The sequence below is a fragment of the Winogradskyella sp. PE311 genome (assembly GCF_046545555.1).
Lineage (GTDB): Bacteria > Bacteroidota > Bacteroidia > Flavobacteriales > Flavobacteriaceae > Winogradskyella.
In genome coordinates this window covers 1,941,062-1,962,605 of record NZ_JBHZTH010000001.1, presented here as the reverse complement: position 1 = coordinate 1,962,605, position 21,544 = coordinate 1,941,062, and the positions used below count along the sequence as shown (strand labels likewise).

Annotated in this window: 22 protein-coding genes; 19 read left to right on the top strand and 3 right to left on the bottom strand. The window is 32.1% G+C overall.

The window, feature by feature from the left end:
• Window positions 1-61 precede the first annotated feature (61 nt).
• From ACFWU4_RS08505 to ACFWU4_RS08465, 9 genes are all read left to right on the top strand, one after another.
• Window positions 62-925, top strand: coding sequence for a TraB/GumN family protein (locus ACFWU4_RS08505; protein WP_411126789.1), 864 nt, complete (start codon window positions 62-64; stop codon window positions 923-925).
• 67 nt (window positions 926-992) lie between these two features.
• Window positions 993-1,589: a TetR/AcrR family transcriptional regulator gene (locus ACFWU4_RS08500; protein WP_411126787.1), complete on the top strand. Its 597-nt coding sequence runs from the start codon at window positions 993-995 to the stop codon at window positions 1,587-1,589.
• 50 nt (window positions 1,590-1,639) lie between these two features.
• The gene (locus ACFWU4_RS08495; protein ID WP_411126785.1) at window positions 1,640-2,122 is read left to right on the top strand and encodes an acyl-CoA thioesterase; all 483 of its coding nucleotides are present in this window, start codon (window positions 1,640-1,642) and stop codon (window positions 2,120-2,122) included.
• Between the two features lie 227 nt (window positions 2,123-2,349).
• Entirely contained in the window at window positions 2,350-3,012 is a 663-nt protein-coding gene (gene deoC, locus ACFWU4_RS08490) for a deoxyribose-phosphate aldolase (RefSeq protein WP_411126783.1), read from the top strand.
• A gap of 77 nt (window positions 3,013-3,089) precedes the next feature.
• Window positions 3,090-3,974 carry a histidine phosphatase family protein gene (locus tag ACFWU4_RS08485; RefSeq protein WP_411126781.1) on the top strand — a complete coding sequence of 295 codons (885 nt, stop codon included), beginning with the start codon at window positions 3,090-3,092 and terminating at the stop codon, window positions 3,972-3,974.
• Window positions 3,975-4,187: 213 nt separating this feature from the next.
• Window positions 4,188-4,934 (top strand): SDR family NAD(P)-dependent oxidoreductase, encoded by a 747-nt coding sequence (locus tag ACFWU4_RS08480; protein WP_411126779.1) that lies wholly within the window; start codon window positions 4,188-4,190, stop codon window positions 4,932-4,934.
• 4 nt (window positions 4,935-4,938) lie between these two features.
• Window positions 4,939-5,763, top strand: coding sequence for an SMP-30/gluconolactonase/LRE family protein (locus ACFWU4_RS08475; RefSeq protein WP_411126777.1), 825 nt, complete (start codon window positions 4,939-4,941; stop codon window positions 5,761-5,763).
• A 4-nt stretch (window positions 5,764-5,767) separates the two neighbouring features.
• Window positions 5,768-7,000, top strand: coding sequence for a glycosyltransferase family 2 protein (locus ACFWU4_RS08470; protein WP_411126775.1), 1,233 nt, complete (start codon window positions 5,768-5,770; stop codon window positions 6,998-7,000).
• A 60-nt stretch (window positions 7,001-7,060) separates the two neighbouring features.
• Complete coding sequence (locus ACFWU4_RS08465; RefSeq protein ID WP_411126773.1) at window positions 7,061-8,341, top strand: carbamoyl-phosphate-synthetase; 1,281 nt, start codon at window positions 7,061-7,063, stop codon at window positions 8,339-8,341.
• 48 nt (window positions 8,342-8,389) lie between these two features.
• Here ACFWU4_RS08465 and ACFWU4_RS08460 read toward each other — a convergent pair whose 3' ends face one another.
• Window positions 8,390-9,151, bottom strand: a complete 762-nt coding sequence (locus ACFWU4_RS08460) for a DUF6503 family protein (RefSeq protein WP_411126771.1) — start codon at window positions 9,149-9,151, stop codon at window positions 8,390-8,392.
• A gap of 106 nt (window positions 9,152-9,257) precedes the next feature.
• Between ACFWU4_RS08460 and smpB the strand changes: the two genes are divergently transcribed.
• The 5 genes from smpB (at window position 9,258) to ACFWU4_RS08435 (ending at window position 15,117) form a co-directional block, all read left to right on the top strand.
• Window positions 9,258-9,716: an SsrA-binding protein SmpB gene (smpB, locus tag ACFWU4_RS08455; protein WP_411126769.1), complete on the top strand. Its 459-nt coding sequence runs from the start codon at window positions 9,258-9,260 to the stop codon at window positions 9,714-9,716.
• Window positions 9,717-9,854: 138 nt separating this feature from the next.
• Window positions 9,855-12,314, top strand: coding sequence for a DUF5686 and carboxypeptidase regulatory-like domain-containing protein (locus tag ACFWU4_RS08450; protein ID WP_411126767.1), 2,460 nt, complete (start codon window positions 9,855-9,857; stop codon window positions 12,312-12,314).
• 61 nt (window positions 12,315-12,375) lie between these two features.
• Window positions 12,376-12,897 (top strand): hypothetical protein, encoded by a 522-nt coding sequence (locus ACFWU4_RS08445; protein WP_411126765.1) that lies wholly within the window; start codon window positions 12,376-12,378, stop codon window positions 12,895-12,897.
• 69 nt (window positions 12,898-12,966) lie between these two features.
• Window positions 12,967-13,110: a hypothetical protein gene (locus tag ACFWU4_RS08440; protein WP_411126763.1), complete on the top strand. Its 144-nt coding sequence runs from the start codon at window positions 12,967-12,969 to the stop codon at window positions 13,108-13,110.
• A 162-nt stretch (window positions 13,111-13,272) separates the two neighbouring features.
• Window positions 13,273-15,117: a Xaa-Pro dipeptidyl-peptidase gene (locus tag ACFWU4_RS08435; RefSeq protein WP_411126761.1), complete on the top strand. Its 1,845-nt coding sequence runs from the start codon at window positions 13,273-13,275 to the stop codon at window positions 15,115-15,117.
• A gap of 5 nt (window positions 15,118-15,122) precedes the next feature.
• Here the strand turns inward: ACFWU4_RS08435 and ACFWU4_RS08430 are convergent, their stop codons facing one another.
• Window positions 15,123-15,371, bottom strand: coding sequence for a hypothetical protein (locus ACFWU4_RS08430; RefSeq protein ID WP_411126759.1), 249 nt, complete (start codon window positions 15,369-15,371; stop codon window positions 15,123-15,125).
• 3 nt (window positions 15,372-15,374) lie between these two features.
• Window positions 15,375-16,016 carry a protein-L-isoaspartate(D-aspartate) O-methyltransferase gene (locus ACFWU4_RS08425; RefSeq protein ID WP_411126757.1) on the bottom strand — a complete coding sequence of 214 codons (642 nt, stop codon included), beginning with the start codon at window positions 16,014-16,016 and terminating at the stop codon, window positions 15,375-15,377.
• Window positions 16,017-16,169: 153 nt separating this feature from the next.
• Between ACFWU4_RS08425 and ACFWU4_RS08420 the strand changes: the two genes are divergently transcribed.
• From ACFWU4_RS08420 to ACFWU4_RS08400, 5 genes are all read left to right on the top strand, one after another.
• Window positions 16,170-17,129: a Gfo/Idh/MocA family protein gene (locus ACFWU4_RS08420; RefSeq protein WP_411126755.1), complete on the top strand. Its 960-nt coding sequence runs from the start codon at window positions 16,170-16,172 to the stop codon at window positions 17,127-17,129.
• 87 nt (window positions 17,130-17,216) lie between these two features.
• Window positions 17,217-18,107, top strand: coding sequence for a 3-hydroxybutyryl-CoA dehydrogenase (locus ACFWU4_RS08415; RefSeq protein ID WP_411126753.1), 891 nt, complete (start codon window positions 17,217-17,219; stop codon window positions 18,105-18,107).
• Window positions 18,108-18,164: 57 nt separating this feature from the next.
• Window positions 18,165-19,403 carry a DUF1015 domain-containing protein gene (locus ACFWU4_RS08410; RefSeq protein WP_411126751.1) on the top strand — a complete coding sequence of 413 codons (1,239 nt, stop codon included), beginning with the start codon at window positions 18,165-18,167 and terminating at the stop codon, window positions 19,401-19,403.
• A complete protein-coding gene (locus ACFWU4_RS08405) occupies window positions 19,393-20,052 on the top strand; it encodes a YggS family pyridoxal phosphate-dependent enzyme (RefSeq protein ID WP_411126749.1) in 660 nt (219 codons plus the stop codon). Before ACFWU4_RS08410 ends, ACFWU4_RS08405 begins: the two co-directional genes overlap by 11 nt.
• Window positions 20,053-20,093: 41 nt before the next feature.
• Window positions 20,094-21,461 carry an exonuclease domain-containing protein gene (locus ACFWU4_RS08400; protein WP_411127245.1) on the top strand — a complete coding sequence of 456 codons (1,368 nt, stop codon included), beginning with the start codon at window positions 20,094-20,096 and terminating at the stop codon, window positions 21,459-21,461.
• Window positions 21,462-21,544 lie beyond the last annotated feature (83 nt).

Here is a 21,544-nt window from a genome sequence, read left to right as displayed (position 1 = left end):
GCTTTCCTTTTGTAACAAACTCTACTATTCTGCTACTTATAAATCAAAATTAAAACACTTTATGAAAAATATTCTTTCAGTAATTACAATAGCTCTATTATCGATTTTTACTACCAATGCACAAAAATTAGAAAATTCAACCCTTTGGAAAATTGAAGGTAATGGGTTAGAAAAAGCATCTTATTTATTTGGCACTATACATATCACCTGCGATGCAACTTTAGATGAAGATGTTAAGAAAGCGCTAGATGAAACCTCGCAAATAGTTTTAGAAATAGACATGGACGATCCAAGTATGCAAAGTAAAATGATGCAAGGTATGTACATGAAGGATGGAAAAAAACTTAAAGACTTAGTTTCGGAGTCTGACTATATAGCCATTGATTCTTTGTTCAAAAACAATATGGGAATGTCTGTTAAGATGCTAGAAAACGTAAAGCCTTTCTTTCTAACGGCCATGCTCTACCCAAAATTAATAGATTGTTCTATGCAATCCTTTGAAGCAGAGTTAATGAAAGTAGCTAAAGAACAAGGCGAAGAGATTAAAGGCTTAGAGACCATTGAAGACCAGCTTAAGGTTTTTGATGAAATCCCATATAAAGCACAGGCCCAAGATTTAGCGCGCAGCGCAAAAGACAATTTAGCATATGATAAAGCATCTTTTGCAAAGATGTTAGAAGTCTATAAAAATGAGGATATAACTGCTATGATAGAGATGATGAATGATGAAAATTTTACATCTGTATCTGAACATCAAGATGAGCTTTTAGATAAAAGAAATGAAAATTGGATACCAAGAATAGGAGAATTTGCAAAAGTACAATCTACTTTTTTTGGTGTTGGAGCAGGACATCTTGCTGGAGAAAAAGGGGTGATTAACCTTTTAAGGCAAGCAGGTTATACTGTAACTGCAGTTATTGAATAAAATAAAAACTACTTTTATATAGAAAAAATATACCATTTGGTATATTTTTTCTATTTTTAGTCATATTATGCTAACCAAAGCGCAACATACAAAACAGTACATATTAGAAACTGTAGCACCAATCTTTAGTAAAAATGGTTATGCAGCAACAAGTATGAGTGATTTAACCTCGGCCACAGGTTTAACAAAAGGTGCATTATATGGTAACTTTAGAAATAAAGAAGACCTTGCAATTGCTGCTTTTAAGCATAATGTAAAAAAGTTAATGGATTTACTTAGAACGTATGTTTCAAAAGGCAAAACTCCAATTGAAAAAATATATTTAGTTGTTGACTTTTATCGCAATTACTATAATTTAAGTAAATCCTATGGTGGTTGTCCTTTACTTAATATTGGTGTTGATTCAAATAATCAAAATTCTAAGCTTCTAAAAAAAGTGCGCGTTGTTATCCAAATTATACAAGATGACTTAGCGTCTACTATTAATAAAGGAATTAAAATTGGCGAAATACATAGTAATATCAATGCTATTGATTATGCAAAACGCATAGATTCAATGATACAAGGTGCAATTTTCATGACCTATACTATGGATGATGACTTTTATTTAAAAGACACCATGGACCAAATAGATCTTATTATTAAAAATGAATTGAAAGCATAAAAAAATTTAAATTAAAATATACCGAATGGTATATTAATAACATATATAATATGGCACTACCAAAAATATTAGAAAGTCAAACAAAAATTAGATTTCAAGATTGTGATCCATTTAATCATTTAAATAATGGAAAATATACAGATTACTTTATGAATCATCGTGGTGATCAGCTTCTTAGTCAGTACGAATTGGATATATACACACTTGCTCAAACAGAAGGTTTAAGTTGGGTCGCAAGTGCTAATCAAATTGCTTATTTAAAACCAGCGCTTTTAATGGAAACTGTAAATATAGAGTCTCAACTCATATTTTATGATACCAGTAAATTAAGGGTTGAGATGAGGATGTACAACGAAAACAAATCACAATTAAAGGCAATCATATGGACTAGTTTTGTGTATTTTAATTTACAGACAAAAAAAAGAGAAAATCATCCGATTGATAAAATGAACTTATTCAAACAAATAATCAATCCAATTGATGCTACAATTTTTGAAGACCGTGTTTTACAGTTTCGCTGTAAAAAATATTGAATACACTGTTTGTTGATTTTCAAATCATTACATCAGTAAAAAAAAATATTCGATGAACTGCATGTTAAAATCTAACTATTTAAAGCATTTTATCGGATAAATCCTTAACTTTATCGTGCTATTTAATTCCAACATCGCTTAAGACATTATTTATTCTTAATTGGTAATCCCTCTAATAAAATAGAGAATTGCTATAGCTAATTATTATAACCTACTTATAAGATTAAATGGAATTAAATCAATTTATAGATCACACAATGCTCAGTCCTTCTGCTACTGAAGCGGATATTCTACAACTTTGCGAAGAAGCATTAAAGTACCAATTTTATTCCGTTTGTGTTAATAGTTCTTATGTACCCATTGCAAAACAAGCACTAGGGCATTCTAATGTTAAAGTCTGTACTGTTGTTGGTTTTCCTTTAGGTGCCATGTCTACCGAAGCTAAAATATTTGAAGCCAAAAAAGCCATTGAACAAGGAGCTACAGAAATTGATATGGTGATGAATATTGGCCGACTAAAAAGTAAAAATCACTTAGCTGTTTTAAAAGATATTAGTGACGTAAAACGTGCAATAGGTCTCATTCCATTAAAAGTTATACTTGAAATTAGTGAACTTTCAAAAAATGAAATTGTAAAAGCCTGTGAAATTTGTATTGACGCTCGGGCAGATTTTGTTAAAACATCTACCGGATTTTCCAAAAGTGGTGCAACACTAACAGCGGTTAAGATTATGAAGAAAAGTGTGAAAAATCAACTGAAAATAAAAGCTTCTGGCGGTATTAGAGATGCTGAAACTGCACTTAAATATATCGAAGTTGGTGTTGATAGAATTGGCACTTCATTAAGTGTTTTAATTGTAAATGAGCCTTTATCTAAACTCACCTCTTAGATTCTTTTAACATACTTTTTCAAAATACTTACTTTTTTCTCAATTATATTTGATGATACTAACTAATCTGTTTCATCATGAAATATTACATTCTAGCATTTTGTCTTTCGCTATCAATTTCAATTTCTGCTCAAGACACATCAGATAATACACAAATTAAAACTACACTCAATAATTATATTGATGCATTTTACAAGGGAGATACTACTAAATTAAAATTAGCAATAAAGCCGCGTCTCAATAAATTTGGCTACTGGAAAAACAAAGAATCTGGGAATTATGAGTATTACGCTCACATGAGCTATAATAAAGCCATGGAGTTTGTTACGAAGATGAAGGAAGAAGGTAGAACGAGAGACGAAAATATAATAAGAAAGGTAGAAGTTTTAGACATAGGAAATCATATTGCATCAGCAAAGGTCACAGCTAATTGGGGAATTGACTATGTAACGTTATCTAAAGACGATGGTAAATGGATGATCGAACAGGTAATATGGGAAGGTCCTTATGAAGCTAAGGTTGAGCAAAAAACGACTACATATTATTTGATAAGACATGCTGAGAAAGATCAGTCAGATAAAACGAATAGAAACCCTCATTTAACAGAAGAAGGATTAAAAAGAGCTGAAAATTGGGCTTCGATTCTTAAAGATGTGAAATTTGATATGGTTTACTCTACAGATTACCACAGAACAAAAGAAACAGCAGCACCAACTGCAAAAGCAAATAATGTAGAAGTATCTTTTTACGATCCTAGAAATATAAACCCCAAAGAGTTTATGAAATCTACTAAGGGTAAAACTGTTTTGATAGTTGGTCATAGTAATACAACACCAATGTTTACAAATGGTTTACTAGGTGAAAAGAAATATGATATGATTTCAGAGGACAATAATGCCAATCTTTACATTGTTACGATTTCGAAAGATTCTAAAACATCTACAATGCTAAAAGTTGATTGATTCAAAATCAAAGATTTAGATTTTAATACTATTTAGGCTATTATTATTAGTTGCTACTTACAATCTATAAGTATATAACGTTTATCGATAAAAGTACCAGATATGTACTTTTTATAGGGTTTTAGTGCCAATACGCAGATAAAAAATTTAAAATCTAAAATTAAATAGCTAGCTTTGACTTAATAAACTTAACCAAATTAGCCAAAAAGATTTATGAAAACAGTGATGTTATTAGGTGGTACTAAGGGTGTCGGAAAAGAAATCCTAAAGTCTTGCCTAAAAAAAGGGTACAATGTATCATTTTGTGGCCGAGACGCTGAACTTGGTGCCAAAATGATTAAATCTCTAAAAGCTGAGGATAAATTATACTTTCATAAAATTGACTTAAACTCTATTAATGGTATTGAAGACTATTTTAATGAAACCATTAAAAGGTTTCAAAAAATAGATGCACTTGTTTTATATGCAGGTATTACACCTGTAGCTTCTATTGTAGATACGGAAGAAGACCTATATGATCAAGTGTTTAATGTGAATTTAAAAGCGCCTTACTTTTTAATAAAACATGTTTTAAAATCCATGATGAAATTTAAAACAGGTTCCATTATATTTTTTGGTTCAGCTCATATGGATTATGGCCAGGCAGATCGCACGGCATATGCATTAACAAAAAGTACACTTTACACATTATCAACACATATTGCGCATCACTATGCAAAATATGGTATTCGCTCTAATTACGTTGTAATGGGATGGACAAGTACTGAAGGAGAACTTAAATTAAGAGCTAGTGAAGGTATAAGTGAAGACCAATTAAAAAGCAATGCTGGTAGTATTATTCCTATGGGACGTATGCTAAACCCTACAGACCCTGTACCAGCTGTAATGCACTTAATTTCAGATGATTCAGCCATGACTACAGGTTCAATAATGAGAATTACTGGAGGAGAATATATATAAAATTATGAGCTCATCCTTAATCTATTATTCGCAAACTGCTGAACTTTTTGAAGGTCCAATTTTTGATAAAGAATATAGCCTCCTATACTTTGTTTCCATTTTTGATAACTTAGTATATTGTTATGATCCATCAACTAAAGAAATACTGAGTATTAAGTTAGATTCACCTACGAGCTGTATTTATATTTTAGATAACAAAAAAGTATTAGTGGCTTCAAAAGACGGTTTCTTCGAAGTTAACTTTAAAACACTAAGTTCTACTTTTACTTTTCAAATAGATATAGATCCTTTAGTAAGATACAATGATGGTATTAAAGATCCTGTCGGACGCATTATTATAGGTACCATGGGCTATCCAGAAATAAAGGATAACGTTGGCAAAGTGTATTCATATAATAATGACAATTATAAAGTCATCATTGAGAATACAACAATATCTAACGGTCTGGCATTTACGGCTGACCAAAATTGGCTTTATTTTATTGATACACCAACTAAAAAAGTGGCTAAATATGCCTACGATATAGAAACTGGTGATATGATATTCGATTCATATGTTATAGAATTGACTGGAAATGGAAGTCCAGATGGAATGACAATAGACGATAATGGGATGCTATGGATTGCCGAATGGGGAGGAGCGTGCGTTTCGCAATGGGATCCTTCAACTGGGAAAGAAATAAATAAAATAAAATTACCATACAACAATGTGACATCGTGTTGTTTTGATAAACAGAACAACTTATATATAACAACCGCTAAGAGCGAATCTGCAACTGGTATCAATAATGGTAGTGGTTTGTTTTACGTTGAATTAAAGAACATTTAAACCTATGAGTGCTATTAAAATTAGTGTAATTGTTCCTATTTATAGAATTGAAGACTATTTACCACAGTGTATAGAAAGTCTATTACAACAGTCTTTTTTAGACTTTGAATTGCTTTTGGTTGATGATGGTAGTCCAGATAATTGTCCAAAAATATGTGATGACTATGCAAAGTTAGATTCTAGAGTTAAAGTTATTCATAAAGTAAATGGAGGTTTATTATCTGCTAGAAAAGCTGGTTTAGAAGCGGCTTTGGGTGAGTATATCTCTTATGTAGACGGCGATGATTGGGTAGATAAATATTACCTAGATATTTTATACAAGTTAGCTGAAGCTAATTCTGCTGACCTCGCTGTTACAGGTCACTTTAGAGAATTTAATGGTAAGATAGAAACGATTAAACCAGCTAATCCTGGTATTTACAATGAAGACGACATTAAATCTTCTATTCTACCGAATGCCATTTATAATGGTGAGTTTTGCGAGCATGGAATGTCCACTTACGTTTGGAATAAATTATTTAAAAAAGAACTTCTTAAAAAAGTACTTTACGATGTGCCAAATGACGTCGTAATGGGAGAAGATGCCGCTATAACATATTCATATTTAGCCATCTCAAAAAGTTTAGTGATTAGTAAAGTACCTTTATATTACTATAGACAAAGACACGACTCTATTGTAAAATCTGTTGAAAATCCTAAAATAGAGTATTATAGATTAGGTCTTTTAATGAATTTTTTAAAGACTAAACTAAGTCCAGTAATTGATAAGAACACCTTAGACCAACATATAAAGTTTTATTTGTATTCACAAATATTAGTAAGATCTGGTGGATTAATAAATAATGATGTCACACAATCTTTCTTCAATCCTTTTTTAGAAGTAGAAAAAGATTCAAAAGTTGTTGTGTATAGTTCTGGATCTTTTGGGCAGCATATATTGTCCACGAATCTCAAGACAGATTTCTTTAAAATTATTAATTGGGTCGATGTAGATTTTCATGATTTAGAAATTGGAGGAAATTCAGTACAACCAATAAGTGCAGTATCTAATGATGAATTCGATTATTTAATTATTGCTACTATAAACCCTTCAGTTCATAAACTTATTGAAAATGAGTTAGGACTAATGGGTATTGATAAAAACAAAATCGTAAAAATAGATACTAATGAGGCTCGTATAGATAAACTAATCAATGATTTAGGTTTTGACAACGAATTCATTTTTCAGAATAATTAAATTTTAATAAAACATTCGCTCTTTTAGAGCGCACAAACTAAATAATATAGCATTAAAGACATGTCTAAAAAAATAGTTATACTCGGCGGAAATCCTGAAACAGCAGCAGTTGTAGATGTTGCAAATAAAATGGGTTTATATACAATAGTAATTGATATGGGCCAAAATTCGCCTGCAAAGCGTAATGCAAAAGAAAGTTATGATATTGATGTTTTCGAAGTAGAAAACGTTGCACAAATTGTAAAAGATTGCGGAGCAGATGGCGTATTAGTAGGAGTTGCAGATATTTTGGTAAAACCATACAAAGACATTTGTGATATTCTAAACATTCCATGCTATGCTACAACTGAAGCCGTAGAAGCATTTTGTAGTAAAGATGGTTTTAAACAATACTGTTTAGATTTCGATATTTTAGACATTCCAGGTATTTACATTGAAGGTGTCGAAAATATTGACAAACCGCATAACCTTGGTTACCCTCTTATGGTTAAACCAGTGGATAATGGTGGTGGTGTCGGTATGAAAATCTGTAGAGATGAGGAAGATTACAAAAAGTCTGTAAAAACGGCGTTTGGTTTTTCTAAAAAAGGAGTGGTTCTTGTTGAGCGCTATATGGATTGTGATGATATGGCTGCGTATTACACCTTTAAAGATGGAGTGGCTCACATTTCTGCAATATCAGATAGAGTCACAACTAAAATACAAGGCGATGCTAGCCCTGTTTGTATTGGAGCAGTTTACCCTTCTAAACATAGCGAGCTGTTTATAGAACAAATGCATCCAAAATTATGCAAGATGTTTAAGGCTCTAAAAATTGAAAATGGCATTCTAAACGTGCAGTTTTTTGTTGAAAATAATATCGTATATGCATACGATCCTGGATTTAGACTTCAAGGCGAAGCACCACATTTTCACTTGCTACACATTCATGGCTTTGACCATAGAAAAATGCTTTTAAACTTTGCTTTAACTGGAGTCTTTGGTGACGAAGATTTTGAAGAAAAGAATGATTATACTTTTGGTGGTAAAAAAGCATGTACCGTTTGGGTATTGCTTAAAGATGGTACTATCGATTCTATAGAAGGCTTAGATGAAATTAAAGCAGACGATGAGATTCATTTTGTTTTAGAGCGTTTTAAAGTTGGTGATACTGTAGATCCTGTTTTATTAGGTACAGAAAGACAAGTTTATGCTAGAATCTATTTAGTTACCGACTCTATTGCTAATGTCAATGCTAAAATAAAAAAGATTGAAAGTCTTCTTAAGGTCACTGACACAAGAGGTAATGATATGATTTTAGAATGGTTAAAACCATTTAATGAAGACGAGTATAGTAACTAAAAACTATTAAAATAAAAATATGAAAACCACAGACTTATATCTGTGGTTTTATTTTTTAATCAATTCTACTTCTATATTTTCTAGTTCTATTTTAGAAAGTAGTTTTAGTGTATCATCGTTAAAAGCTTTCCCTAAATCAGCAAGCTTTATATCCTTATTCTCAGACTTGTAATTATTATAATCTACAAAGCGTAAACCTTTTATATAACGTTCGTTATATGCTTCTCTAAAACGCATGCCAACACCATCATCTTCATTATAGGAATAGGCCAAATAATCGGGTTTAAGCGATGTTTTATTAATCCAGTAGATAAAAACATCATCGTAATCCTCTCCTCCACCATCTTTATTAAATGTAACTTTAATTTTGTAGTAGTCTTTTCCTTTTATTTTTTCATATTCAAACCGTTTTTTGTTTACTGCTTTGTCATTTAAACCAAAAGGTAATGTAGAAAAATAATGCACTGAATTCACTGATGCTGAATACTTAGTAACCATTGAATCTTCAAGTTCAACAGGTCTCTCATCAATATAACGCTGAAACAAATCTCCCTTTAAAAAATCTATAATAGAATCATTTTCTTTAACAATTAGTCGTGATAAAACTTTAGCTTCAGATGTATAAGTAGATTTATATTGTATATCTCGAAATTTAAACTTAATGATTACAACTTCAGAATTAAAAATTTCACCACCAGAAATTGCAATAGATTTATCAATAATAGCATCAGCTGATAAAACCTTTGTTTTAGTTTCAGTTTTACAGGCAATTAATACTAAACTCAAAAATAAGATTGAAAAATACTTCATTAAAAAAAATTAAAACGATAGTCGTAAAACTATGAATAAGATTACGCAGTTTACTTTAGTCTATTAAACTTTTAACTTTTAACTAATAAAACTACCTTTGTACAAAATGCAAAAAACGGTTAACATACTCAATAAAAAAGCAAAATTTCAGTACGAGATCTTAGATAAATATACGGCTGGAATTGTACTTACCGGAACTGAAATAAAATCCATCAGATCTGGCAAGGCTTCTATTGCAGAAAGTTTTTGTGAATTTAATGATAGAAATGAACTCTTTGTTATAAACATGACTGTTGAAGAGTACGCCTTTGGCAACTATTACAATCACAAACCAAAAGCAGAACGTAAATTACTTTTAAACCGAAAAGAACTTAAAAAGCTCAAAAAGGAAATGGATATTAAAGGTAATGCCGTAATTCCATTACGTTTATATATTAACGAAAAAGGCTTCGCTAAACTTATCATTGCATTAGGAAAAGGTAAAAAACTTTACGATAAACGCGAAACGATTAAAGACCGTGATAATAAGCGTAACTTAGATCGTATTAAGAAAGATTTTCGATAACTTTAAGATTCTTCTAACGTCTCCCACTCTATTTTTAATCTATGTTTGAAAAGGGTTTTAAATAATTTACTTATTACCTCAGGCAACCATTTGTTATAACAATGCGTCTATATAAATATAAACCATCAATCAAACTCAATGGATAAATCTTTACTCTACATTCTCTTTGTTACTTTTAGTTCAATCGCCTCAGCGCAAGTTATTGGTACAATTACAAACACTAAAAACGAACCTTTACCCTTTGTGAATGTCATAATAGAAAACACCTATAATGGCACTACCACTAATGACGACGGTTATTACGAACTCAATATTTCTGAATCTAAAACATATACTATTATTTATACTTATATAGGTTACAAAACGGTAAAAAAGAAAATCGCCGTAGATAAGTTTCCATATACAATAAATATTACACTAGAAGATGAGTCGGTGTCTTTGGGTGAAGTTGTAGTGAGCGCAGAAGACAATCCTGCAAATGCCATAATGAGACAGGCAATTACAAAACGTAAAGAGAATCTCGATAAAATAAATTCTTATAAAGCAGATTTTTACTCAAGAGGATTAATTAGAATTAAAGATGCCCCAAAGAAATTTATGGGACAAGACATCGAAATTGATGGCTTAGACTCAACACGTACAGGAATTATCTATCTATCTGAAACCATATCTAAACTTCAGTTTTTAAACCCAGATAAGCTCAAAGAAAAAATTACAGCTTCCAAAGTAAGTGGAGACAGTAATGGCTTTAGTTTCAATAATGCGAGTGATGTCGATTATAATTTTTATAAGAACACCATAGAATTTGGTAATGAAATTGTGTCGCCTATAGCCAACAATGCGTTCACCTATTACCGTTATAAATTAGAAGGTATATTCTATGACGATAGAGGAAATCTAATTAATAAAATAAACGTGATTCCTAAGCGAGAAAATGATCCTGTTTTTTCCGGAAGTATTTATATTGTTGAAGACCAATGGACCATATATGCTGTAGAACTAGATATTACTGGTGTACAAGCGCGTATTCCTGCTGCAGATGTATTGTCATTAAAGCAAAGTTTTTCATATTCTGAAACTAGCAATGTTTGGGCACTAATCTCACAAAGTTTAGATTTTTCATATAAATTTTTAGGTTTCAAAGGAGATGGTCGCTTTACCGCAGTTTACAGCAATTACGATATAAATCCTGGCCTAACACGACAAGATTTTGGCAGAGAAATCGTCGCTTTTGAAAGTGAAGCCAATAAAAAAGACTCTTTATTCTGGAAAACAATTAGGCCAGTACCCTTAACTTCAGAAGAGCGCACAGATTATATTAAAAAGGACAGCATACAAATTGTAAAAGAATCCAAACCTTATTTAGATTCTATAGATCGCGTTAATAATAAATTCAAACTAGGCAGTATTCTAGGTTATTCGTATCAAAATTCTCATAAAGATTTTCGACTAGGTTATGATATTCCCATTAGTGGAGTTCAGTTTAATACAGTGCAAGGCTACACAGCAAGAGCCAATGTATTTTTTACTAAAAACTACGATGATTTTAAGCGTTTTTTTAGAGCTAATGCTGGTTTTCAATATGGCTTTTCAGACGATAGATTACGTGCAACAGGCTCATTAACGTACAAGTTTAATAATACAAATAGACGTTTTTTAACACTTTCTGGTGGTGTGCGCACAGAACAGTTTAATCCTTCAAATCCCATAACACCCTTTATTAATACAGTGAGTACTTTGTTTTTTGAAGACAATTATATGAAGCTTTACGATAGAACATTCCTTCAACTTAATTATTCTGAAGAGCTAGTTAACGGTTTAAGACTCTACTCTGGTATAAGTTACGAAAGACGTAAAGCACTATTTAATACTACAGATCAGGTTTTTACAAATGAAGAAAATGATGTGTATACAAGTAACAATCCATTAGATGAAACAGCATTTGGAGTCGCACCGTTTGAAACGCACAACATAATAAAAGCAAATGTGACGGCCCAAATTAATTTCGGACAAGAATATTTAAGCTATCCAGACAGTAAGTTTAATGTTGGTAGCGATAAATACCCAACATTAGTTTTAAGCTACGAAAAAGGATTTGGATCCACTAATAGCGATTATAATTTTGATCAAGTTAAAGTTAGAATTTTTCAGTCATTTAACATTGCAGACAAGGGGCGTTTTAGATATAACTTAAGAGCTGGTAAGTTCTTTAACGCAGATGATATTGCCTTTATGGATTATCAACATTTTAATGGTAACCAAACCCATGTGAGCACTGCAGGTAACTACACTAACGTGTTTAATAATCTCGATTATTATTCTGGAAGCACAAATGACGCCTATTTAGAAGCACATGCTGAGCACGATTTTAATGGTTTTATATTAGGGAAAATACCGTTATTAAATAAACTTAATTTTAACTTAGTTGTTGGCGCACATCTATTGGCAACACCAGATTTTAAACCTTACCAAGAGTATAGTATTGGTGTAGATAATATTGGTTGGGGAAAATGGAGATTCTTGCGTGTAGACTATATTCGCTCGTATCAAAGTGGATTTCAAAGTGATGCGATTTTGTTTGGGTTGAAATTCTTTTAACTTTACAATCTTGTCATTCCTGCGCAGGCAGGAATCTAACAATAAATCAAGATTCATCATTATGAAGAATATTATTACACTATTATTATTTATATCATTTAATTTAAATGCTCAAGAAGAAACAAAAGACTATACAAAAAACGTATCCACATTAGACAGCACCATCGAAACATTATATTCTGTAATTTCTGGAGATGCAGGTGTAGAACGTGATTGGGATTTATTCAAGCACTTATTTCATAAAGACGCAAAGTTAATTCCTACTGGCAAAAACAAAGAAGGAAAACATATGGCGCGCTATATGACACCAGATGATTATATAAATTCATCGGGTAAGTGGTTGTTAGAAAATGGCTTTCATGAGGTAGAAATAAGTAGAAATGTCCAAACCTTTGGCAACATCACACAAGTATTTAGTACATATCATTCTTTTAAAAGAAAAGACGATAGGAAACCATTTATGAGAGGTATCAACAGTATTCAACTCATGAATGATGGTGAACGCTGGTGGATCATTAATATCTATTGGATGCAAGAATCTGAAGCAAATCCAATTCCTGAAGAGTATTTACCTAAGAATTAATTATTAAAGTAACTAGTATTTATTTATAACATAAAATAAAGCATGAAAATTATTACTCTGCAATAGAGCATGAAATCAATAAGTAAAAAATTAATAGATATTTTCTTTTGGGTTCTTAAATGGGCAATAATAATGATTATCGCCATTGCTATTATTTATGTTGCATGGATGAATGCTGAATACTCAATAGTTAAAGACGTTTTAACTGATTAATAGTTTTTTACAGTGATAAGAAATAACGAAAAGCACTATCAGATAATTCGATAACGTGTTACAAATTCCTTCGAATTAATATATCAAACTTATCACAAACCTATTTGAGTTCTAACAAATAGTCCTTATTTTTAACAAAACACTATTCGAAACCTAACTCATATGACACTCGCATTCAAAACTAATTCTTTTTTTATCATTGCACTTGCATTCTCAATTATGAGCTGTGCGCAAAACGCTGAAAAAACCACACCAATATTTAAAGATGGTGAAGCTCAAATTGTAGATGCTTTTAATGGAGGTTTTGATACTTGGATAAGTCACGATTTATGGGTAGAAACAGAATTTGACTCAGACGGAGATGGTTCCGCAGATCGCATGCACGTTTCAGTTACAAGACCAAAGCAAACAGACACTGAAGGTTTAAAATTACCTGTAATTTACATAACAAGTCCATATTTTGCTGGCGTAGCAGCAGATGTACCTGGCTCTATGTGGAATGTAAAACGTGAGCTTGGTGGTAAGTCAGAAGAGCGTGTACATCCAGAAGTTACACGTCGTACATTACCTAAACCAATGATTTCTTATTCACATATCAAAAAATGGTTACCTAGAGGTTATATTGTGGTACACTCATCTTCACCAGGAACTGGTTTATCAGACGGAGCGCCAACTATTGGTGGTAAAAATGAATCTTTAGCTCCAAAAGCAGTCATAGATTGGTTATGCGGCAGAGCTAAAGGATTTACAGAACGCAAGGGCACTGAAGAAGTAAAAGCTACTTGGTCTACTGGTAAAGTGGGTATGACTGGCACATCTTATAACGGAACATTACCATTAGCAGCTGCAACAACAGGTGTTGAGGGCTTAGAAGTTATAATACCTATAGCGCCTAATACGTCTTATTATCATTATTATCGTTCTAATGGTTTAGTGCGGTCACCAGGTGGCTATTTAGGTGAAGATATTGATGTGCTTTATGATTTTGTGCATAGTGGCGCTGAAGATAAACGTCCAAGAAATAATAAGGTGATTAGAGATACGGAAATGATGGATAATATGGACCGACAAACTGGTGATTTAAACGATTGGTGGGCAAGCCGAGATTATCTAAACCAAATGGATAATATGAAAGCTGCTTTACTAATGTCGCACGGATTTAATGATTGGAATGTAATGCCAGAGCATAGTTACAGAATTTATAAAGCAGCAAAAGAAAAAGGGTTACCGCACCAAATTTATTACCATCAAAATGGACATGGTGGACCACCACCTACTTCTATGATGAACAAATGGTTTACCAAATACCTTCATGGAATTGACAATGGTGTAGATAAAGAAGAAAATAAGGCTTTCATAGTTAGAGAATATGATGACAGACAAAAACCGACACCTTATTTAGATTATCCAAATCCAGATGCAGAACACATTATATTAAATTTAACTTCTGGTGGAGAAACTGCTGGAGGATTAACTACTGAAAAAGGAGAAGAAAAAGGAGAAACATTAATTGACGATGTCTCTTTTTCCGGAAAAGATTTAGCGAAAGCGAAAAACTCTAATAACCGATTACTTTATGTAACACCACAATTAAAATCTGATTTACACATTTCTGGTGTACCTAAAGTTAGTATTACATTATCGAGTAATAAGCCTGCTGCAAATCTTTCGGTATGGCTGGTTTCATTGCCATGGCAAGAAGGTTCAGGTTTAAAAATAACAGATAATATTATTACACGTGGTTGGGCAGATCCTAAAAATTATAAATCGTTAACAGATGAAGAAGATCTTGTTCCAGGACGTTCATATACTATTAATTTTGAACTACAACCAGACGATCAGATTATTAAAGCTGGTCAACAGATTGGATTAATGATATTTTCTAGTGATAAAGAATACACGCTGCATCCAAAAGCGGGTACAGAACTTACTATTGAATTAGATAAAACGAGTTTATCATTACCTATTGTTGGTGGTAAAGAAGCTTTTAAAAAGCTGACTGATTAATATATTTATTTTGAAAGCCCTTTAGAACTCACAAATTCATTAAAAAGAATCTGTTCAATTTGTTTTTCAGAAGGAAATTGAATTAACAATGAATCGCTCATTCCTATTGGTGAGTAAAAATAAGATTTCCAAACTGGTCTATATTTAATAAATATATGAGTGCTTCCAAATTCGTCGTGTTCATATACACCGATCCAAAACTTTAAAATAAAAACGATAAGTGCAATTAGAAGAAAACGAAACATTTTTTTCATGAGTTAATTTTTATCCTCAAGTAATGGCACAAAACGAAACTCACCAAACTCGTGTTTTTGAAATTCTTTTGGTCCTTTTCTAATAAAAAGCGTCATGGTTTGAATACCATCACCAACTGGAATAACTAAGCGGCCACCAATTTCTAATTGGCTTAATAAAGGTTTAGGAACAAATGGTGCACCTGCAGTTACGATAATACTTTTAAAAGGAGCCTCTTCAGGCAGTCCCTTATAACCATCACCAAAAATAAGCTTCTTAGCTCTATAACCTATTTTCGGTAAAAATTTAGAGGTTTTCTTAAACAGCTCCTGTTGACGTTCTATACTATACACCTTAGCACCTAATTCAACTAATACTGCACATTGATAACCACTACCAGTTCCAATTTCTAAAACCTTATCACCAGGAGTGATTTGTAATAATTCAGATTGAAAAGCCACTGTATAAGGTTGAGAAATTGTTTGATCGGCACCAATAGGAAATGCTTTGTCTTGGTAGGCGTGATCTATAAAGCCAGAATCCATAAAAAGATGTCTAGGAATCTTACCAATAGCTTTTAAAACAGCATCATTTTTTATATCCTTTTTCACAAGAGTTTCAACAAGTTGTTGACGCATGCCTTGATGCTTAAATGTATCTTTCAAATCTTAGTTTAGTTTCATGTAAAATTAATTGAAAGTATGACAAGTTCAAAGCACGGAATTAAAGATTATTATATTATTAAATTCTCAGTATTTTATATTTTCTTTTTCAAATTTTCAAGTCAAAACAACTATTTTTGTTAAAAACTGAAAAATATGCTAAAAGCTGGTGTACTTGGTGCTGGTCACCTTGGTAAGATTCATCTAAGATTACTCAATCAATCGCATAAATATGAGCTTGTAGGCTTCTATGATGCAGATCCTGAAAATGCAAAACGCGTCGTTGAAGAATTTGGATATACTTATTTTAAAACAATTGATGCTTTAATTGATGCTGTCGATGTTGTTGATATAGTAACTCCTACCCTTTCTCATTACGATTGCGCTAAACAAGCCATCAAAAAAGGAAAACATATTTTTATTGAAAAACCTATTACAAATACCGTTGAAGAAGCTGAAACTATAAGAACTTTAGTAGCAGAGCACGGCGTTAAAGGACAAGTTGGGCATGTAGAGCGTTTTAACCCAGCATTTATTGGTATTAAGGATAAAATCGAAAATCCGATGTTTATTGAAACACATCGTTTAGCAGAATTTAATCCTCGTGGTACAGATGTGCCTGTTGTATTAGATTTAATGATTCATGATATTGATATTATTCTAAGTGTTGTAAATTCGCCCGTTAAACATGTTTCTGCTAGTGGTGTTTCGGTTGTTAGTGAGACGCCAGATATTGCCAATGCACGTATTGAATTTAAAAATGGTTGTGTTGCTAATCTTACAGCAAGTCGTATTTCTTTAAAAAATATGCGTAAAACACGTTTTTTTCAAAAAGATGCGTACATCTCTGTTGACTTCTTAGAAAAGAAATGTGAAGTGGTAAAAATGAAAGATGCTCCAGAAAATCCTGGTGATTTTGATATGATACTGCAAAACGCAGAAGGTGTGAAAAAGCAAATCTATTTCGATAATCCAAAGATTGAAAACAATAATGCCATTCTAGATGAACTTGAAACATTTGCTGATGCAATTAATAATGATACAAAGCCTGTTGTAACCTTACATGATGGCACAGAAGCTTTGCGTGTTGCAAATATGATTATTAATCAGTTTTAATTCTTGTGAGAACGGGAATCTTATCAAAAAAGAAGATAAATATTAAATAGATTTCCACTTTCGTGGAAATGAAAAATTAATTTTTCAATGAAAAACATAGCAGTAATTGGTGCAGGTACTATGGGAAATGGAATTGCCCATACCTTTGCACAATCCGGATATAACGTTCAACTTATAGATATCAGCCAAGATTCTTTAGATAAAGGACTCGCTACAATTACCAAAAATCTAGATCGTATGATTGCCAAAGAGCGAATTACGGAATTAGATAAACAATCTACCTTAGACAATATAAGTTCATTTACAGATATCACTCAAGGAGTTAAAAATGCGAGTTTAGTAGTTGAAGCTGCAACTGAGAATGTGGATTTAAAACTCAAAATATTTAAACAACTAGATGAAATTTGTGATGCACAAACTATTTTAGCTACGAATACATCTTCTATTTCAATAACCCAAATCGCTGCCGTAACGTCACGACCAGGTAAAGTCATTGGTATGCACTTTATGAATCCTGTGCCAATTATGAAATTGGTTGAAATTATTCGAGGGTATGACACAAGTGATGACGTTACAACTACAATTATGGAATTATCTAAGAAACTAGGTAAAATTCCAACTGAGGTAAACGACTATCCGGGTTTCGTTGCCAATCGTATTTTAATGCCAATGATAAATGAATCTATTGAAACACTTTATAATGGAGTTGCCGGAGTTTCTGAAATTGATACCGTTATGAAATTAGGAATGGCGCATCCAATGGGACCACTTCAATTAGCAGATTTTATTGGCCTAGATGTTTGCCTTTCTATATTAAATGTAATGTACGATGGATTTAAAAATCCGAAATATGCACCTTGCCCACTTTTAGTAAATATGGTTAGAGCAGGTAAACTTGGTGTAAAATCTGGTGAAGGTTTTTATGACTATTCTGAAAGTCGTAAAGCAGAAAAGGTCGCTAAACAGTTTATAAAGTAGTTAGTCATTAGTCGTTAGAATTCTAGCGTCTATTATCTAAAGTCTAAAATCTAAAAATTGGCAAAAATAATTCCATTTAAAGCAGTAAAACCAACTAGAGCTATTGTTGGTCTCGTGGCTGCACGACCTTATCAAAGTTACACTATAAATGAGCGAGAATCGCGCATGGACTATAACCCGTACAGTTTTCTTCATATTGTAAATCCTGGATATAAATATGCACAAGAAGTAACAGGGCAAGAGCGCTACCAACTGGTAAAAAACCGCTATCTAGAATTTAAAGAAGATGGTGTCTTTGTAACAGATAATTCTCCGTCGTTATATGTTTACAAAATTGTCAATAGGCATGGGCAAGAATTTAACGGCATCATTGCAGCTACTAGCGCAGAGGATTACGAAAAAGATATTATTAAAAAACACGAAGATACTATTGCTAAACGTGAGCAGACCTTTAAAACTTATCTTAAGACAGTGGGTTTTAATGCAGAGCCGGTACTGTTAACATATCCAGATAATGGTGTTATTGCAACTATTATTAAAGAAACTCAAAAAGCGCATGCCGAATTTGAGTTTACTATGACTTATAGAGACACCCATTATCTCTGGAAAATAGACGATGCAAAAACAATCACTGAAATTCAATCAGAATTTGAAAACATGGATACCATCTACATTGCGGATGGTCATCATAGGTCTGCCTCTTCTTATTTATTTTATAAGGAAGAAAAACAAAAAAATCCAAATCATATAGGCACAGAATCTTATAATTTTTTCATGTCTTATCTCATACCAGAATCAGATTTGGTAATTGAAGAATTTAGTAGACTTGTAAAAGATTTAAATGGATTAAGTAAAGAAGAATTTCTCATTAAGTTAGATGCTTGTTTTAGAATCGAAAATAGAGGAATTGCACCTTACAGCCCGTCCAAGCCACATCATTTTAGCATGTACTTAGATGGTGAATATTATTCGCTTTATTTAAGAAAAACGTCATATGAATTTAATACGGCTTTAGACACTTTAGATGCACAATTATTATATAAAACAATTCTTCAGCCTATCTTGGGCATCAATGATTTAAGAAATGACACAAGAATTGAATATGTACACGGAAAGCATGAAGTGGTGACTATAAAAACTAGTGTTGACAATGGTAAATTTAAAGTTGGTTTTGGCATGTGTCCTGCAAGCGTAAAACAGATGAAAAAAATTGCAGACGAAGGCCTTAAAATGCCACCAAAGAGTACTTATATACTACCAAAATTAAGAAGCGCGATAACTATTTATGAGTATTAGTAAAAATTTAGAAAACGTGAAATCTGCCTTACCTGAGAGTGTTACTCTAGTGGCAGTTTCAAAAACAAAACCTATAAGTGACTTAATGGAAGCTTATAGTGCTGGACAGCGCATTTTTGGAGAAAATAAAATCCAAGAAATGGCAGAGAAATGGGAGAATATGCCAAAAGATATTCAGTGGCACATGATTGGCCATGTACAAAGAAATAAGGTAAAATATATGGCTGAGTTTGTAGATCTAATCCATGGTGTCGATAGTCTAAAACTCTTAAAAGAAATTAATAAGCAAGCTCAAAAACACAATAGAGTAATTAACTGTTTGCTTCAAATTAAAATTGCTGAAGAAGATAGCAAGTTCGGGATTTCGGCTGATGAAGCTTCTACTCTGCTACAATCCGAATCATTTACAGAGTTAAAACATATTAATATTACAGGTGTTATGGGAATGGCGACTTTTACTGATGATATGAAACAAGTGGAAAAAGAATTTAAATTTTTAAAATCCACTTTTGATATTCTAAAAAATCTTCTATCAAACTTATCTACAGTAAGTATGGGAATGAGTGGTGATTACTTATTAGCCATAGAATGCGGAAGTACCATGGTTCGTGTAGGAAGTAGTATATTTGGTAAAAGAAACTATACTTAATTTTAGTCTCAATTTAATAATCACTCAAAAGATATAATCATATTTACGCAATACTCGACATAGAAACTACTGGTGGTAAATTTAACGAAGAAGGAATTACTGAAATTGCAATTTACCAATTCGATGGGCATAAGGTTACAGATCAATTTATTTCTTTAGTTAATCCTGAGCGAGAAATTCAGCCTTTTGTAGTAAATCTTACCGGAATCAATTCTAAAATGCTAAGAAACGCACCTAAGTTCTATGAGGTTGCTAAACGCATAGTAGAAATCACTGAAGATTGTATCATTGTTGCCCATAATGCTTCTTTTGATTATCGCATTTTAAAAACAGAATTTAAAAGACTGGGCTTTCCGTTTAAAAGAAAAACATTATGCAGCGTTGAACTTTCTCAGCAGCTCATACCAGACATGGAGTCTTATAGTCTTGGAAAATTAACACGTGCCCTTGGTATACCTGTAAGTGATAGACATAGAGCCAATGGTGACGCTATGGCGACTGTAAAGTTGTTTAAAATGTTATTAAATAAGGATACAGATAAAACAATTATAAAAGATGCAGTAAAGGTTGAGCAGAAATCGAAATTAGCATCTAATCTTAAAGACATAATTGAAGAGTTGCCAAGTGATACTGGTGTATATTATATTCACGATGCTAATGGCAATATTATATATATAGGAAAGAGTAATAATATTAGAAAACGAATTACTCAGCACTTTACAAATAGTAATTCAAAATCAAAAAAAATACAAGTTAAGGTTGCAACAGTAACCTACGAAAAAACAGGAAGTGAACTTGTGGCTTTATTAAAAGAAAGTGAGGAAATAAAAGCTAATAAACCTATTCTTAATAGAGCTTTAAAACGAAACAAATTTACACAAGGTTTATATAGTTTTATTGATAATAATGGCTATATAAACTTAAAAATCTCGCATATAAACTCTAAAGAAAGAGCAATTACTACGTTTATAAATAGAAGAGGTGGTATTTCTTTTTTAAATAAAATGATTGAAATACATAATCTTTGCCCTAAACTCTGCGGAATCGACAAAGGAGTACAGAGCTGTTTTAATTATGAAATTGAAAATTGCGAAGGAGCATGTATAAATAAGGAAAGTTTGGAAACATACAACCAACGCGTAACAGAAGTAATTAAGAGCAATACTTACGAAAACAAAGACATGGTACTTATAGATAAAGGGAGAGATATTAATGAAAAAAGTGTGATTCTAGTTGAGGATGGTATATTTAAAGGTATTGGTTTTTTTGATCTTTACCATCAGATAAACAACCGAGAAATCTTAGATTCACTTATTACACCAATGGAGAACAATAAAGATACGCAACACATAATTCAGAGTTATATGCGCAGAAACAGAAGGTTAAAAGTGATTGAACTAACCAAATAATGAATTTATAGTTTTCTTTTATTTTTAGTTACCACAATTATGATGTGTAAAAAAAACAATAATATTAGTTTTTGTATTTTTAA

Excerpts from the sequence above, each read along its gene's own strand:
- ACFWU4_RS08505 (WP_411126789.1), top strand. The coding sequence starts at position 62 with ATGAAAAATATTCTTTCAGTAATTACAATAGCTCTATTATCGATTTTT.
- ACFWU4_RS08500 (WP_411126787.1), top strand. The coding sequence starts at position 993 with ATGCTAACCAAAGCGCAACATACAAAACAGTACATATTAGAAACTGTA.
- ACFWU4_RS08495 (WP_411126785.1), top strand. The coding sequence starts at position 1,640 with ATGGCACTACCAAAAATATTAGAAAGTCAAACAAAAATTAGATTTCAA.
- deoC (WP_411126783.1), top strand. The coding sequence starts at position 2,350 with ATGGAATTAAATCAATTTATAGATCACACAATGCTCAGTCCTTCTGCT.
- ACFWU4_RS08485 (WP_411126781.1), top strand. The coding sequence starts at position 3,090 with ATGAAATATTACATTCTAGCATTTTGTCTTTCGCTATCAATTTCAATT.
- ACFWU4_RS08480 (WP_411126779.1), top strand. The coding sequence starts at position 4,188 with ATGAAAACAGTGATGTTATTAGGTGGTACTAAGGGTGTCGGAAAAGAA.
- ACFWU4_RS08475 (WP_411126777.1), top strand. The coding sequence starts at position 4,939 with ATGAGCTCATCCTTAATCTATTATTCGCAAACTGCTGAACTTTTTGAA.
- ACFWU4_RS08470 (WP_411126775.1), top strand. The coding sequence starts at position 5,768 with ATGAGTGCTATTAAAATTAGTGTAATTGTTCCTATTTATAGAATTGAA.
- ACFWU4_RS08465 (WP_411126773.1), top strand. The coding sequence starts at position 7,061 with ATGTCTAAAAAAATAGTTATACTCGGCGGAAATCCTGAAACAGCAGCA.
- ACFWU4_RS08460 (WP_411126771.1), bottom strand. The coding sequence starts at position 9,151 with ATGAAGTATTTTTCAATCTTATTTTTGAGTTTAGTATTAATTGCCTGT.
- smpB (WP_411126769.1), top strand. The coding sequence starts at position 9,258 with ATGCAAAAAACGGTTAACATACTCAATAAAAAAGCAAAATTTCAGTAC.
- ACFWU4_RS08450 (WP_411126767.1), top strand. The coding sequence starts at position 9,855 with ATGGATAAATCTTTACTCTACATTCTCTTTGTTACTTTTAGTTCAATC.
- ACFWU4_RS08445 (WP_411126765.1), top strand. The coding sequence starts at position 12,376 with ATGAAGAATATTATTACACTATTATTATTTATATCATTTAATTTAAAT.
- ACFWU4_RS08440 (WP_411126763.1), top strand. The coding sequence starts at position 12,967 with ATGAAATCAATAAGTAAAAAATTAATAGATATTTTCTTTTGGGTTCTT.
- ACFWU4_RS08435 (WP_411126761.1), top strand. The coding sequence starts at position 13,273 with ATGACACTCGCATTCAAAACTAATTCTTTTTTTATCATTGCACTTGCA.
- ACFWU4_RS08430 (WP_411126759.1), bottom strand. The coding sequence starts at position 15,371 with ATGAAAAAAATGTTTCGTTTTCTTCTAATTGCACTTATCGTTTTTATT.
- ACFWU4_RS08420 (WP_411126755.1), top strand. The coding sequence starts at position 16,170 with ATGCTAAAAGCTGGTGTACTTGGTGCTGGTCACCTTGGTAAGATTCAT.
- ACFWU4_RS08415 (WP_411126753.1), top strand. The coding sequence starts at position 17,217 with ATGAAAAACATAGCAGTAATTGGTGCAGGTACTATGGGAAATGGAATT.
- ACFWU4_RS08405 (WP_411126749.1), top strand. The coding sequence starts at position 19,393 with ATGAGTATTAGTAAAAATTTAGAAAACGTGAAATCTGCCTTACCTGAG.